Raw genomic sequence first — 15685 nt, 5'->3', positions numbered from 1 at the left:
AGTAAATTCGAACATCATAACGTAATATATTATGCTTGTAATGCTTTTTGTTGTTGTTTCCAATATTGAACAGGAACTAAAGTAGACTCAATCATACTTACTGACCCTGCAATGCCTTTTCCAGCGATGTCAAATGCTGTGCCATGGTCTACCGAACTCCGCATAAACGGCAGGCCCCACGTAATCGTAATCGATTTTTCAAAATCATATGTCTTACAAGCAATATGGCCTTGATCATGATAAAGCGATAAAATAGCATCATATTTGCCTTGTAATCCTAAATGGAATATAGAATCAGCCGGTACAGGGCCGACTACATTCATTCCTTGTTCTTTGGCTGCTTCAACCGCTGGAATTAAATGGTCTTTTTCCTCTGTACCAAATAGTCCATTATCTGAAGCATGCGGATTTAATGCTGCCAGTGCAATTTCCGGATGCTCATATCCAATACCTTTTAGTTCTGTATCAATTTGATGCAATGTATCTAAAACAACATCTTTTGTCGCATAACGGCAAGCTTCAACCAATGCTTTATGCCGGCTGACAAAGAATACTTTCAAGTTATGGCAGTTAAACATAGTTAATGCATAATCCGAATTTGTTAAATCACCGAATATTTCTGTATGTCCTTCATGTTTACAACCTGCCAGCTTAATTGCTTCTTTATGGATAGGAGCTGTAGAAACAATATCAACTTCTTTATTTAATCCTAATTCAATGGATTTTGTTACATAGCCATAGGACATTTCTCCAGCCAATTTTTGCACTTTCCCAAATTCAATTTGTGAGCAATCATATTCTTTTGGCTCCAAAACATCGATTACACCGTAAGTAAATGCAGCTTGTGATGGAGAATCAATTTTATTCACTTTAAAATCACTATTTTTAATATCTAAAGCTCTTTTAACAATATCTACAGAGCCAATAAGGAAGGGATTACATTCGTCATAAACCTTCTCAGCCAACATCGTGTCTACAGTTATTTCCGGTCCAATCCCTGCTGGATCTCCCATTGTTACAGCTACAACTGGTTTTTTTAAATCTCCGCTCATTATCATTACTCCTATCTATTTTAATTTGGTTAAACGTTTTTATAGTTTATATTCTATACGTAAGGTTTAACTATGTCAATAAAATGTTTTAACGTTTAACCATTTCATAAATGAACTCCTAAGCTACTGCCAATAGTCTGTCTTGCTGGTTTTTTCGACCCATTTCGTTTTTTATTAGCTATTTTTCGGTATCAAATCACAAGCTTCTGGAGGCATCCAATATTTATCTTTACCATTCCATTTTATATTACATCCGATAGGATTCGTCATTGGCTCGGTGATTTCTCTTCCTGATACGACTTCCTCCAATACATTTTTCAGATCATTGACCGATGCTTCTTCAGGATTTTTAGGATTACTGATCCCCCTTCCTGTATAAATAAGCTTGCGCTGCTTATCAAAAACAAAGAAATGCGGCGTTTTTAATGCTCCATATGCTTTGGCCACTTCTTGATTTTCATCTCGGAGATAAACCCATGGAAAACGTTTTTCTTCCATTCTTTCAACCATATATTCATAAGCGTCCAATTCTTTTGTCTCTGCACTGTTGGAATTAATGCCTACAAAAGAAACGCCTTTATCCTTATAGGTATCCGCGATTTCCCTTGTTACCTCATCCGAACCAATCACATACGGACAATGATTGCATGTAAAAAACACAACGAGTATTTCTGCATAATCAAAATCGTTTAAACGATAATTTTTTCCGTCTGTCGCCAGAAGTGAAAAATCTGGTGCATTCGTTCCCAATTCAATCGTATATGACATCTTTATTCCTCCTTCGAGTTTTATAGAAGATATCGTACATTCCATTCGTTGTACGTCCATACCTCCCTGCAACTTCTCTGTAAAAGCGATTTCTTTATACGTGCCAAACTATAAGAACAGCGTTGTTAGCTGCGGAATAGCAGCAATCAAAAGAAGACCAAACAAAATAACAAAAAAGAATGGAATAACCGCTTTGGCCAGCACAGGCATACTTAGACCAGATAGTCCGGATCCTACAAATAAATTCACTCCTAATGGCGGAGTAATGAATCCAATTGCTAAAGTAACAATCATGACAACACCAAAATGAATTGGATCCATGCCAATTTCAAGTGCGACCGGATAAAGAATCGGTGTAAATATAATAACTGCTGCGGCAGTATCAATAAAACAGCCAATAATTAATAACATGATAATAATCATTAGCAAAATAACCATGCTATTAGGCGAAACAGTTAAGAAACCTTCTGCAAACGCCTGTGGAATTCTTTCCATCGACAAGATTGTGCCAAATGCATTGGCTGTTCCAATAATAATTAAAATCGCTACCGAACTTAATGCTGCATTTCTAAAGATGGCATGCAAATCTTTAAATTTGATTGATTTATGCAAGAACATACTTACAAATAATGCATAGACCACAGCTACAACAGCAGCTTCTGTAGGTGTGAAAATACCGCCGTAAATACCACCAAGGATAATGATCGGCACCAGTAAAGACCATTTCGCTTGGTTAAGCGTCTGAAATAATTTTTTAAAACTGAACGATTCACCAGTTCCTGCATAGCCTTTCTTTTTCGAATAAATGTAGGCCCATAATAGAATTAATCCGCCAATCAATAAACCTGGAATAATCCCGCCCAGAAATAGATCCCCAATGGATTCATTGGCTGAAATACCATACAAAACCATCGGTATACTTGGAGGCAGGATAATTCCTAATGAACCTGCTGCTGCAATTAAAGCGGTGGCAAATTTTTTATCATAGCCTTCCGCAACCATCGCCGGAATCATAATACCCCCGATTGCAGCTACGGTTGCTGGACCTGATCCGGAAATAGCCGCAAAAAACATGGAAGTAACAACAGCTGCCATCGCAAAACCGCCGGTATACCTGCCGACAAAAACATTTGCTAAATCAAACAGACGGTTGGATATACCGCCTTTTCCCATGATTTCTCCCGCAAGAATAAAGAACGGAATCGCCATTAATGCAAAATTATCTGTCGATGTCACTAACCCCTGTGATAGAAAAGTAACTGATATATTTGCCGAATACATGGCAGTAACAAGGCCGGCAATGCCTAGCGCAATTCCGATAGGAACAGTTAACGCCATAAATAAAAAGAATGTGCCAAATAAAATAAACGGTGTCATACTGTTTTCTCCTCCTGACCTGCCAAGGATTCGTTTCTATCCTGATTATTTACATTTTCGTTTTTCTTCATAGATCGATAGTCTTTCATATCATAGACCATTTTTTGCAGTAATCGAATAGAGGTTAACAGCATACCTACAACCGGAGCCAGATACACCCAAAATAACGGGATTTGTAACGCCGCTGATGTTCTGGATACCCTCGCAACAATATCAATTCCAAAATACGTCATCACTACTGCAAAGATGAGGAAAGAAATATTCGCAATCATTGCAATGATTAACTTTCCTTTCCGCTGGAATAGCATCGATAATGCGTCTACCCCTAAATGTTTATTCCGCTTCACTCCATAACTTACTCCAATGTAAATCAGCCAAATAAAAGCATATCTTGCAATTTCTTCAGACCAAGCAAGCGAGTTGCCAAAAATATATCTCATAACCACTTGCATAAATATGATAATTACTGTGAAAGCACTTAAGAAAACAAGAATATATTCTTCAAAATGCTCATCCAACCATCTTAACACTTTCATGTTTTTTCTCACCCCTTATTCTATCTCATCCAAAACCTGGTCTAAGAGTTCATCCCCATAAGCATTTCTAAACTGTTCATAAACGGCTTCCCCTGCTTCTTCAAAAGCCTCTGTATCCGGATTTTCAATCACTGTCATACCTTGTTCTTCTAATTCTTCTATCATTTTCGCTTCATTTTCCCGCAATAAATCACGATGATATTGCGCTGTCTCTACAGCACTCTCTTCAATAATGTCTTGTTCTTCGGGTGTCAGAGACTGCCAAAATTCATCTCCAATCGCAACAGGAAGGGGTGTATATTGATGACCTGTCATAATAAGATAATCTTGAACTTCATTTAATTTATTTGCATAAGTATTAGCAACTGGATTTTCCTGCGCGTCAATTGTACCTTGCTGCAACCCCATATACACTTCTCCGAAAGACATTGGTGTCGGATTTGCTCCAAAAGAAGCTAACGTATTCACGTTTACAGGAAACTCCGGCGTTCGGATTTTTATTCCTTTTAAATCATCCGGTTCTTCAATTGGATGATTGGCTGTAATATGACGAAAACCATTTTCAAAGTACGAAATAATCCTTAAATTATCATCTAATAACGGTTCAGCTACGATATCTCCTACTTCCCCATCCAATGAATCCCAAGCTTGTTCATAATCATCAAATAAATATGGAAGTTCAAGCATACTAATTTCCGGACTATATTGGCTGTAAGCCGCTGCAGCAACCATCTGTAAATCATTTAATGCTACGCTTTCAACCATTTCCGACTCAGATCCTAACTGGTTATTCGGATAAACCTGCACTTCCATATGCCCATCGGATCTCTCTTCTACCAGTTCTTTAAAATGCATTATTGCTATATGCCTTTCATTCGACTCTACTTGGTCATGCCCAAAACGAATCGTAATCGTGTCATCCGTCATCGCATTGCTTGTTGTAAAGAAAGCAACAACAATCCCTATCGCTAATACTACAATTGCAAAAACGCTTACATTTCGAATTATCTTCACTTTATTTAACCTCCATCCCCGACAGTTCTTCTTAGAAGCCCTCATTTTATCGTTACTATTTATGGAAGGCGTTAACAACCTTGTCTACAATGTCATTAGACCGTCATTTCATTCCATAAATGCAGCCACAAAGCATCTAGCTCCACTTTTATCTTGGTTGAGAAAACGATTACGAAATCAAATAAAATTTGAATGAGTTTGTTTCTTGTTCTCTCCTATTTGTTATGTTATTTCGCTAAGTCACCTCCGTCCGTATATTTCATTTCTTCTTAATAATTGGAATTCATATATCAAGAAAAATAATTTCCTATTAGGTTTAACGTTTTACCTTTTTATTGAATTATAAGCTGTAAGCGGAAACATGTCAACTTGAAATGACTGGTTATTTGTCTTCTTAATAGAAACAACCTTATATACTCCTTTAAAAATAGAGCTGCATACTGGTTGCGCCGACTCCTATTTAGACGTTTCAATTCTTCTCTATTCTTGGAGCAGGGTGCTTACCCCCATTCTTCTGTTCTTCAATAATTACTATTTAAGACACCACTCGATCATACTTTATTTACTATAAAATCAAATATACAGAAAAACGTTTAACTACTTATTATGGGTATGTAGTCTCTAATCCCACTAAAAAAAGCGTCCTGTCATTCTTATACTGAGCATAAGAATGACAGGACGCTTTTTCATCCATTTTATCACTGTTCTCTTTTTTTCATCCGTTCTTCCTGAATCCGTTCCATGTAGATCTTGCCTTCACTTTCAATAAACTGTCTATCCAGCTTTTTTTCAGCCATAAATGCACGTAACGCCATATATCCACTAAATAAAATCAATAGAATCACTGCAAACACCCAAATTGGAATCGAGCTCATCTTATATCCCCCTTGTCCACTCCTTACTAAATATATATGAACAAGTTCTTAGAAAATGACATGATCTTCATTTTGATACCACTTATTCAAAAGAAGGTTTATAAAAAGAGCGATTATCCATGGCAAAAAGCCGTTCTGTAAATTCTCCCGGCTGGACTTTATCTAAAGCTTTATCCAACATATTCATTTTGGCATCAATTAAGTCAATAAGATGCAACAGTTCTGCTTCTTTCACCATCGGCGGTTTCGGGCTGCCCCATTCTGCTTTGCCATGATGACTTAGAATCAAGTGCTGTAAAATAAGCACCTCTTCTTTTTCTTCGACTTGCAGTTCTTTTGCCATCTCCGCTATTTCTTCTGTCATCATCGTGATATGACCCAGCAGCTTTCCTTCCAGTGTATACGTGGTGGACACCACGCCGGATAATTCTCTGATTTTCCCGATATCATGGAGAATAATACCTGCATAGAGTAAGTCTCTATCAATGGAAGGATATAATTCATGCAGTTTTCGAGCAATACCCAGCATACTGACAACATGATATGCAAGTCCAGATGCTACATCATGATGATTCTTCGCAGCAGCCGGATAAATAAGCAAATCATGTTGATACTTTTTTACAAACCCTCTTACAATCCGTTGCAGGGTTGGATTTGTCATTTCAAAAATAGCTTCTGTTAACTTTGACCCAAGTTCTTCTTTACCCAATGGAGCTTTACCGACAAAATCGCTCACATGCACCTGGTCTGTAGGTTGGGATAAGCGAATGGCATGTATACGCAACTGATTTTTCCCACGAAATTGATTAATTTCTCCATTCACATGAATAATCTGTTCAGCGACGAGATTCTCCTCATCCTCTTTCGTGGCATCCCACAGCTTTGCTTCTAACTCTCCAGATTCATCACGAAGCATTAATGTTAAAAATGGTTTTCCGTTACTCGTCGTCCCTTTTGTCGATTGATTAATTAATAAAAACCCTTCAAATTTATCACCGACTGTTAAATATGCAATTCCTTTTTTCATCTAATTTCTCCTTCCAAATCAAGCTTATCATGAATGAAGTTGAATAATATCTCCGTTAGCAGCTTCAGCAAATTCTCTATGGCAGGTAAATAAAATTACCTGTTGATTTTCAGACAACCGTTCTAAGACCTGTTGCATTCTCTCTGTACGTTTCCTGTCAAAATGAACCAACGCATCATCCATCAGAAATGGTAATCCGGATGTTTTAGCCATCACCTCATTAATCGCAAATCTTAAAGAAATATAGAGTTGGTCTCTGGTTCCTTTAGAAAGCTCTCCGACGTGAAATCGCTGTTTATTTTTACTATTTTCGACCTGAAAAGGTTTTTCTGCTGTTGCTGCATATATTGTATCATATTGGTTTCCAGTAATCTCTTTAAAATAAGTTTGTGCTGATTCTATCACGAGGGTCAAATATTTGTCCTTGTATTGATGTTTGGCGGCAAGGAGCATCCGTAAAGCGGTTTTTTGCACAGCCCACGCTTTGACCATATCTTGCAATTCTTCCTTCTCCATTGCCAGTTCATGCATTTGCAAAGAAATATCTTCTGCCGATTCCAATTGTTCAATACGTAATTTCTGCTCTGCCAGTTGATTTTTTAACTGTTCTAATGCTTCTTCTTCCTCCGCTAATGCTAATTCCAGCTCTTTTTTATTTTTATAAGGCTGATCAGCTTCCAAGGATCCCTCGGTCCATTCCTGCTGCCATTTTTCCGGAAGCATCATCTGCATTCTCTCTGTTAGTTCTTCTTGCCGGTTGAACAGTTTATTAAAATGTTCTTTTCTCTCCTGTTTTTTAAAGTAATCTTCTTCTGATGCCGCTCCAGCCGCTTTTAATAACTGATCCTGTTCTTCTCTGTAATAATGTTTTTTTTGTTTGAGCGCCAATTGCTTATGTTGTACATCTTTTATCAACTGATCCAGCTGCTGCATCTCATACTGTTGTTGCTGTTCTTGCTGCTGTATATCCTCTAACGTGCGCATCATAGCTTCCAGACTGGGTTCACTGGAAAATCCATTCTGTTCCAACCAATCTTTAACCTGTGCAAAAAACTGATCCAAGTGCTCTTTTACCTCATCTAACTCTATTTGAATTTGCTGTTTTTCATTGGATAGCTGAAGCAGTTTTTGCAGTAAATGGTAGACATCCTGCCAATAAAAAATAGCTATCGATTGTAAAAATGGAAACTGAAGTTCTTGATGTGCAATTTTTTCTTCTAAGCGCTGTTGCCGTTTTTCTAAATCAGATTGTAATGTTTCCGTGGTTTCCAGCTCACGAATTGTTTGTTGAAAGGCATCCTGTAAGGTGGAGCGTTTATGATGCAACCGCTGCTGTTCTTCTAAAATTTCTTGTGCCTCCGCATATTCTGCTGCAGTCACATCCATTTCCTGTCCCGAATAATCTATCTGCCAGTCTTGCTGCTGTTGCTTTAACTTTGTCATGTGCTGTTCCAGGATGCGGCGGATATAATACACGCCGATACCGCCTGCCAAACTTAATAAAAATAGCCAGGGCATGTCTATAATCAAGCCAGCTAACAGAACCGCCAGAACGACTATGATTCCGGTAACAGTAACCATTTTCTGCTGTTTCTTTTTCCCTCGAATCATTTGCTCCAGCAGCTGGTACATCCCTTTTTGCTGCTTTTCATCCTGATGATTTCTCTGTTGGTAAGCTTCCATCCGCTGGTTTAATTCCTTTACATGCACGTCAGCAAGCAGTTCTTTTTCTACATCTTTCTGTTCCTCTTGGATGCGTAATTTTTCTTGTGTCAGCTTTTCTTTCTGTTGCTGGTTATCAGCAGTACTTTCTTGCAGATGTTCCTGTTCTTTCCGTATTGCTGCCCATTCCTTCTCCAGATAAAAAGGCAATTCCAGCTGTTTCAATTCTTCTGTTGTTATATTAATCTGCTTTTCTTGAATCATTCCGGTCATTTCGCGTGCTTTATAATTATCATCCTGTTCCAGCGTTTTACGGCGTTCCATCATGAAAGTTATTTCCGCTTTTTGATTTAGCAGCTGCGTTAATTCCTCTTTTTCTTCACTTCCAAGAGAATTGATTGCTACATTTTGTTTTTTTTCTGTATACGTATCCAGGGTAGCCTGATGGGAATGAATTTCTCTATCGAACTGGTTGATATCAGCATAGATTGTCCTGATTTGTTCTTGATGATCTAAGGGAAAGTCTTGAACATCTGTCAATGCTTGCAATTCTTCAGAAATATGAAGGATTTCTTTTCGGATAGGAAGTGTATTGTCGAGCAATTTTTTCTTTTCCAGCTGTTCATCCAACGCTGCAATCTGTTCTTTTTTTAATGTATGTTTATTTTCCAATGTATGCAGTTTCTCTATTTGCTCTTTATATGATTTTTCCAGCTGCTTCTTTTCTTCTGCCTGTTTATCTTTGGAGCGCAATTCCCTTAATTTTTCATTGATAACCGGTTTCGTTCCAGACGGTCTGAACCGTTTTTGCAATTCTGTCTGTAGTTTTTTCTCTGCTTTATAAATAGCTGCCGATCCTGTTAGACCAACACTCAGCAGCAGTTCACTCATATCTTCTTCATTCATTTCTTCCATTACGGTTAAATCCTGATCAGAAAAGGAATAAATGGATTGAAACGTTTCTGCATTCACATTCCCCAGAAGCGCTCCAAACCAGGTTCCATCTTTTTCCTCTCCCTTGTTATCAAAGTATCTTACCTCTGTCGCGTCCAGGCGTTCTATCCTGACCGTACCTTCAAGAGGATGTTCGATAATCATCCTCCCGCCCAGTTTACTGCTTGTTTTCGGACGGTAAAAATCGCATTGCTTTTTTGTCATACCAAACAACATATATATCATAAATTGATGCAAAGTCGTTTTACCTGATTCATTATTACCAAGAAGCGTTATCAGATGTGAATCTGAAAAGGAGAATGACTGATCAATCCATCTGCCAAATCCGTAAATGGTTATTTCTTTTATTTTCACTTTGACCGCTCCTTTCGCAATACGTCATTCAGCAACTTATATGCATCAGCTTTAACATCCTGTGCATCTTCATCCGACAAAGCGGGTAAAAACTTTCGGGCATCCTTATGACGATAGATTTCTTGTAATCCTTCATGGATAAAATCCATATCCACTTCTTCTAATATATCTGTTAAGAAATCATCTGCCAGTTGACTTGATTCTTCTTCTAAAACAATCTGATGCTGATAAATATATTGCCATGGGAAACGTTCCATCAGCGATTCATTGATTACTTCGACCAGCTCTTGGATAAGTCCCTCGTCCGGTGTGAATGTTTCTGTTTCTTTCGCTGCTATTTTCAAATAGAATAAGCTGGGAACACTAGATTCCGGGAGCCGCTCTATGATTGCTTTTTCTGCTTGGGAAGGTGATAAACCATCCCGGATATCCACTTCCACTTCTTCATAACGGATTGCCTGAAGCGGTAAAAAGGTCTGCTTTGTCTGATGTTTGCTTAAAGTAATCAAATAACAACCTTTTTCTCCCGTCTCTTTCCGATGCCTCCCTTGTATATTACCGGGATAAATGATGGACGGATTTTCATGGAGTTGCTGCCGTTTATGAATATGGCCCAACGCCCAATAATCCATTCCTTTGTTTAACAAGTCTTTTATTTGAAAAGGAGCATAGGTATCATGTTCTGTATTTGTCGCCACACTGCCGTGCAGCATAGCAATATGAAACGGAAAATCATCGTCTGTTGTCGTTATGTATGCTGATGATTTATTTTCATAAACTGCTCTATGTTCATAGCTAAAACCGTATATCGCTGCAGCAGCTTTACCATGTTTATAAAAAGGAATACACGTTACCGTTTCATCAGGAAAGATATGTACATTATCCGGATACGCTACGTCAAAAGAATCTCCTTTGATAAAATCATGATTTCCATAAGATAGATATACGTCAATATGTTCATCCTTCAGCCGTTCAAAAGCACGGCGCAGCCTTATTTGTGATTTTAGACTTTGTGATTCATGATCATATAAGTCCCCTGCTAATAATAAAAAGTCCACCTGATGTTCGATTGCTCTGTCCACTAAATGGTTCAGAGCAGTAAATGTACTCTCTTGAATTTCTTTAAATATATTTTCCGGCACATGTCTGAGCCCTTTAAATAAACTGTCTAAATGCAAATCAGCTGCATGGATAAAAGTAACTGCAGAATTCACTGTCTTCCCTCCCGCTTTTATCATACCCTTATTTTAACAGAGGCGATAATAGAATGCACGTTCTGTTAGGCAGTCACTTCCAAAAAAGATCATCTTTGATACACGCTGATTCTTCCCAACAAAACTCTTCCATTTATCTTTATTTATATTTTGACTCTTCATCAAAATTTATGATTGACAAATGACTATATTTTTGATGTTAGCAACCGCTACGGAAAAACACTACGCTTTCCGTGTTTTTCCTTCGCTAACTCGTTTCACTAACTTATTTATAAAATAATATCAACAATAGATTTTAGTGTTGAACTTATATTCGGAATCATTTTAGCGTACAAATAGAAAAAGCCTACCACGGATGTGTAGACTTTAACATTATATATCATTTTGTCATCTGATTTAGCACGTCCATCAGTTCATCTATTGCTTCTTCGCCTTCTCCGGATTTCACGGCGTCGCTGACACAATGTTTGACATGGCGCTCCGTCACTTCAAATCCGACTCGTTTTAATGCGGAGTTAATCGCACTGATTTGGACAAGAACATCCACACAATATCGATCTTCATCAATCATTTTTTGGATGCCGCGTACTTGACCTTCAATTCGTTTTAATCGATTCGTCATTGCTTTTTTTTCTGCATCTGTTCTTGGTTTTACGGTATGTTCATGTAAGGAATCCATCGTATCCCTCCTTATTGGTTACATTTTTAAAATACCACCCGACCGTATTTTTGTCAAAGAAAAAACCTTGCATAGATGAGTCTAAACCGAAAAGTCTCCATCTTTAAATAACAATGGAGACTTTCGGCACCTGTTCTATTCCTTTTTCGATAACTTCATTGCCTGTTTTATATCCTTGATTGAACCTGATTTGCCATACATTAACACGCCACCTTTATAAACACGTGCTGCTAATGCTGCAAGCAATGCAATGGTTACAACCAGAATCGCAATCGATAAGCCAATTTCCCAGAAAGGAATATTGAGCATACCGATACGTAAAAACATAATCATCGGCGTAAAGAATGGAATATAAGATGTCACTGTAATCAGTGTTGATTCAGGCATACTCAATCCCATCATAGCCAGGATAAATGCAACAACAATCACCATAATCATCGGCGTCACCAGCTGATTAACATCTTCTATTCTGCTTACCAGCGAACCAAGCATGGCTGCCAACGTTGCGTATAAGAAATAGCCTAATAAAAAGAACACTACTGCGTAAATATAAATAACCGGGTCATTATTGGTCAACCCCATGACTTCAAAAAATTCGCCGGCCATCGAACCTTCATTTGCCTGAATCGCAAAATACCCTCCCCCAAGCAGGATAATAATTTGCGTCAGCCCTAAGAAGGCAATACCGATAATTTTTGCGAACATATGCATAATAGGTGGAGCACTGGAAATAAGCAGTTCCATCACACGCGAAGATTTTTCTGTTGCGACATCAGTGGCGATCATCTGCCCATAAATCAAAACGGTCATATATAAAATGAAAAGCATCGCATATACAAGGCCTCTGGACTGATTCATTTCTTCTGCTGTCCGGGCACTGTCATCGAGCTGCTCCGTTTGCAAAGTCACAGGAGCGTAAATCGTATCCAACGTCTGCTGATCAATTCCTGCTTCCTGTGTTCCTGTCATTACTTTCAACTGCTGTAATATCTGCTCAATCTGCACTTGTTCCCCTGTTTCCGAAATGCGATTTGCATAATATTCCCCTTCAGGCAGGTTATCTTCATCAGCAGTTACGACAAGCAGACCATCATATTCTTCATCGATAACGGCTTCCTTTGCCTCTTCCTCGGTTCCTTCAAAATTCTCAAAGGCAATTCCTGTTCCTTCACTAATCCCTTCTTCCAGTAAATAATCCCCATAGGTTCCGGATTCATCCATAACCAGCACGTCATCGGACTCATCCTCTCCGGAAAACATATCAATGATAGAAGGTAAATTTGCCATACCGATAATAATAGCTAATGTAATCACGGTCGTAATAATAAATGATTTCGATTTCACTCTTGAAAAATAAGTATGACCGACAATGGTCCAGAATTTATTCATAAGAAGCACCTACCTTTGCAATAAAGATATCATTTAATGAAGGCTCTTCTATTTCAAATTTCCGGACAAAACCTTTCCCTTGTAGTCCGGCAAAAATATCCTGCGCTGCCTGTTCATCCTCAATCTGTAACGCACATCCATCTGGTAATTCCTTATAAGATACCACTCCATGATAATTCTTTAAGAATTCCATGGAAAAATCACCGCGGATGTTCAGATTCTTCTTTCCGAACTCCTGCTTAATTTCCCGTAATGATCCATGGACAACAGGCGTTCCTTTTTGCAGAATACAAATATGCTGACACATTTCTTCTACATGCTCCATCTGGTGAGAAGAAAACACAATCGATGTTCCTTGATTTTTTAAATCGAGCACCGCTTCCTTCAGCAATTCAACATTTACCGGATCTAATCCCGAAAACGGTTCATCCAGTATAAGCAGCTTCGGTTCATGAATCACCGCAGAGATAAACTGAATCTTCTGCTGATTTCCTTTGGATAACTCCTCTACTTTTTTATCCAGATACTCTGGCACTTTAAATCGCTCCAGCCAGGCATCCAGTTTTTGAAGGATATCCTGTTTTTTCATCCCCCGCAGCCGACCTAAGTAAATAATTTGTTCTTTCACGGTTAATTTGGGGTATAAACCTCTTTCTTCCGGCAGATAACCAATTAAATGGCTCTGATTATAAGAGATTGATCCTCCCTGCCAGGTAATATCTCCTGCTGTTTGGTCAAGCAATCCAAGAATCATACGAAATGTCGTTGTTTTGCCTGCGCCGTTTCCGCCTAAAAAGCCGAACATTTCACTTTCCGGGATTTCCAGAGACAAATTGTCTACAGCCGTATGGTTTCCAAAACGCTTGGTTACATTTGATAGTTTCAGCACACACTTCTCTCCCTTCCTACTCTAATACGTGACATTATAAAAAAAGTTTCAATGATTCTTTCTGTATTTTCATTTGTCCTACTTCATCATATATGCTGCAATGAAAATAAACAATGCTCCATTTTCATTGCAGCATGCTTCTCCTTGTTTTACAATAAACGTATAAAACGGTTTCAGATGAAGGAGGCTGTGAGATGGTTGCGTACTATTTGACGGTATTTTCAAAAGATGGCGAGAAATTACTTGATGAGTATTTTGATGCTTCGGCGGATGGAGAAGCGAAGAAAATTGGAACAGCTAAACTTGCGGAAAAAGGATACTTGGAACACACGCATCGTTGTGTCAGTCCCACTGCGAAACTGGTTCTTTTCCATCGTTAAAAAAACCCCGCTGCTGCCAAGATAAAGCAGCGCCGGGGTTTTGCATGTTCATTATTCATTTGCACCATAAAGTTCTTCTAATGGTTTTGTAATGGTTTGAGAAACTTCATTAATCACATTGTTTAGTTTTTGTTCCTCTTCCATGAGTTTTGAAATTGCTTCATGCTGTTGCACTGTTTCAACAATTTGTCTTGCTTTTTCAATTTCCTCTTCCGAAATATCCAAGCCTTGCATATGCTTTTCCTGGAGGTTTAATTGTGTTTCACGAAAGTTTTCAAACATTTGTTTGGCAACTTCATCAGCCATTACTGCCTCGTAAGCTTGTTTTAAATCTTGAAATTCTTGGCTTTCACGTAGTGCTTGTTCTAATTGATTTGCTTGCTCTTGTAAATTTGCCATTAAATAAATTCCTCCTTCAATCGTCTCTTGCTACTATAACAAAGCTGTAAGCGTATGTATAGCCATATCTATTCGACATGTATAAGAAATAACGTCAAGAGATTTTTAAAAGTCACTCTGTATTTAAATAAAGGAGGAGCTGTATTGTATTTACAACGATTAAAAAAGCTGTATCCCAGTTTAATTGAACTTTCCAAAATACAGCCACATATTGATCCTGATTTTTATTGGTATCAATTTGAAAATAAAATAATTGGAATCGATAAAAAAGAATTAACCGAAAAAGATGGTATGCTTTTAAGTACTTTTCTTACCCCTTACCATGTTGAATTGCCGGATAAAACACCAAAAGAAAAAGAATGGGAAACACGGATCCAGAATAGAAAAGACCAAAACCTGGGAAGAAACGGACGATACCGTTTTATATTCTTTCAAATCGAAAAAGGACAGGTTGATGCATCGATTTTCAAAAAAACGTTGCAGGCATTTTTTAAAGATAATGTATCTATTTTATGGAACCACCCCAATCAAGGGTTTATTATCGAAGACGGAAACAGTTTCTTAGAAGAAGATATCTCCTATCATCATATTGCAGATACCTTCATGAGTGAATTATATGTCAAAATCACCTTCCTCATTGGCCCTTACCTGGAAAATGATAAGGACTTGGCTGATTATACAGATCAGCTTTTACAAATGGCGACAATGAGCATTCCCAAAATAGACCGTGCTGTGATGGACTATACCGAAGCATATCCGCTATGCCTTATCGGTAACCTTCTTCCAAAGCAGCAGCACCAGTTAAGTGAATGGATATTAAAAGAATTCAGGACGGATACCGAAGCATTAGAAACCATGCACATGTTTATCCATTGTAATTTAAATGTTTCTGAAACGGCCAAGAAACTATATATTCACAGAAACAGTCTACAGTACCGGCTTGATAAATTTTATGAAAGTACTGGTATTGATATGAAGCAATTTGATAAGGCCTTCACGGTTTATTTAGCCATTTTAGCAAACATGCACAATGCCGATACATAATTTTATGCAACTCCACCATATGATTTTCACCGTTTTTTCCGTAAACTGAAATCAGTTACTAAAAACGCTTTC

The 15685-nt window shown here is 38.1% G+C and carries 15 protein-coding genes; 2 read left to right on the top strand and 13 right to left on the bottom strand.

Annotation, left to right across the window (positions count from 1 at the left end):
* Positions 1–29 precede the first annotated feature (29 nt).
* The 12 genes from pdxA to B7E05_RS10010 all read right to left on the bottom strand — a co-directional run bounded on the left by pdxA (position 30) and on the right by B7E05_RS10010 (position 13790).
* The gene (pdxA, locus tag B7E05_RS10065; RefSeq protein WP_080874074.1) at positions 30–1052 is read right to left on the bottom strand and encodes a 4-hydroxythreonine-4-phosphate dehydrogenase PdxA; all 1023 of its coding nucleotides are present in this window, start codon (positions 1050–1052) and stop codon (positions 30–32) included.
* Positions 1053–1226: 174 nt separating this feature from the next.
* A complete protein-coding gene (locus tag B7E05_RS10060; protein ID WP_080874073.1) occupies positions 1227–1820 on the bottom strand; it encodes a thioredoxin family protein in 594 nt (197 codons plus the stop codon).
* A 108-nt stretch (positions 1821–1928) separates the two neighbouring features.
* A complete protein-coding gene (locus tag B7E05_RS10055; RefSeq protein ID WP_080874072.1) occupies positions 1929–3197 on the bottom strand; it encodes a TRAP transporter large permease in 1269 nt (422 codons plus the stop codon).
* Positions 3194–3733, bottom strand: coding sequence for a TRAP transporter small permease (locus tag B7E05_RS10050; protein ID WP_080874071.1), 540 nt, complete (start codon positions 3731–3733; stop codon positions 3194–3196). Before B7E05_RS10050 ends, B7E05_RS10055 begins: the two co-directional genes overlap by 4 nt.
* 15 nt (positions 3734–3748) lie before the next feature.
* A complete protein-coding gene (locus B7E05_RS10045) occupies positions 3749–4747 on the bottom strand; it encodes a TRAP transporter substrate-binding protein (protein WP_080874070.1) in 999 nt (332 codons plus the stop codon).
* A gap of 698 nt (positions 4748–5445) precedes the next feature.
* Entirely contained in the window at positions 5446–5622 is a 177-nt protein-coding gene (locus tag B7E05_RS10040; protein WP_080874069.1) for a sporulation YhaL family protein, read from the bottom strand.
* A gap of 82 nt (positions 5623–5704) precedes the next feature.
* A complete protein-coding gene (gene yhaM, locus B7E05_RS10035) occupies positions 5705–6649 on the bottom strand; it encodes a 3'-5' exoribonuclease YhaM (protein WP_080874068.1) in 945 nt (314 codons plus the stop codon).
* Between the two features lie 27 nt (positions 6650–6676).
* On the bottom strand, positions 6677–9619 hold the full coding sequence (locus B7E05_RS10030) for an AAA family ATPase (protein WP_179134517.1): 2943 nt from the start codon (positions 9617–9619) through the stop codon (positions 6677–6679).
* Positions 9616–10833, bottom strand: coding sequence for a metallophosphoesterase family protein (locus B7E05_RS10025; protein WP_179134516.1), 1218 nt, complete (start codon positions 10831–10833; stop codon positions 9616–9618). The genes B7E05_RS10030 and B7E05_RS10025 overlap by 4 nt, the downstream gene beginning before the upstream one ends.
* A gap of 379 nt (positions 10834–11212) precedes the next feature.
* A complete protein-coding gene (locus B7E05_RS10020; protein ID WP_080874065.1) occupies positions 11213–11512 on the bottom strand; it encodes a metal-sensing transcriptional repressor in 300 nt (99 codons plus the stop codon).
* Positions 11513–11647: 135 nt separating this feature from the next.
* Entirely contained in the window at positions 11648–12901 is a 1254-nt protein-coding gene (locus tag B7E05_RS10015; RefSeq protein ID WP_080874064.1) for an ABC transporter permease, read from the bottom strand.
* Positions 12894–13790, bottom strand: coding sequence for an ABC transporter ATP-binding protein (locus tag B7E05_RS10010; protein ID WP_080874063.1), 897 nt, complete (start codon positions 13788–13790; stop codon positions 12894–12896). The genes B7E05_RS10015 and B7E05_RS10010 overlap by 8 nt, the downstream gene beginning before the upstream one ends.
* Positions 13791–13984: 194 nt before the next feature.
* On the opposite strand from B7E05_RS10010, the gene B7E05_RS10005 reads away from it, so the two are divergent.
* Positions 13985–14170 (top strand): YhzD family protein, encoded by a 186-nt coding sequence (locus tag B7E05_RS10005; RefSeq protein WP_080874062.1) that lies wholly within the window; start codon positions 13985–13987, stop codon positions 14168–14170.
* Positions 14171–14221: 51 nt separating this feature from the next.
* On the opposite strand, the gene B7E05_RS10000 is transcribed toward B7E05_RS10005, so the two are convergent.
* A complete protein-coding gene (locus B7E05_RS10000; RefSeq protein WP_080874061.1) occupies positions 14222–14569 on the bottom strand; it encodes a YlbF family regulator in 348 nt (115 codons plus the stop codon).
* A gap of 144 nt (positions 14570–14713) precedes the next feature.
* Between B7E05_RS10000 and B7E05_RS09995 the strand changes: the two genes are divergently transcribed.
* A complete protein-coding gene (locus tag B7E05_RS09995; protein WP_245833056.1) occupies positions 14714–15613 on the top strand; it encodes a PucR family transcriptional regulator in 900 nt (299 codons plus the stop codon).
* Positions 15614–15685: the final 72 nt, after the last annotated feature.

This window comes from Oceanobacillus timonensis, from assembly GCF_900166635.1.
Lineage (GTDB): Bacteria > Bacillota > Bacilli > Bacillales > Amphibacillaceae > Oceanobacillus > Oceanobacillus timonensis.
Note: the sequence above shows the minus strand (reverse complement) of the source record. Positions and strands in the feature narration are given on the sequence as shown.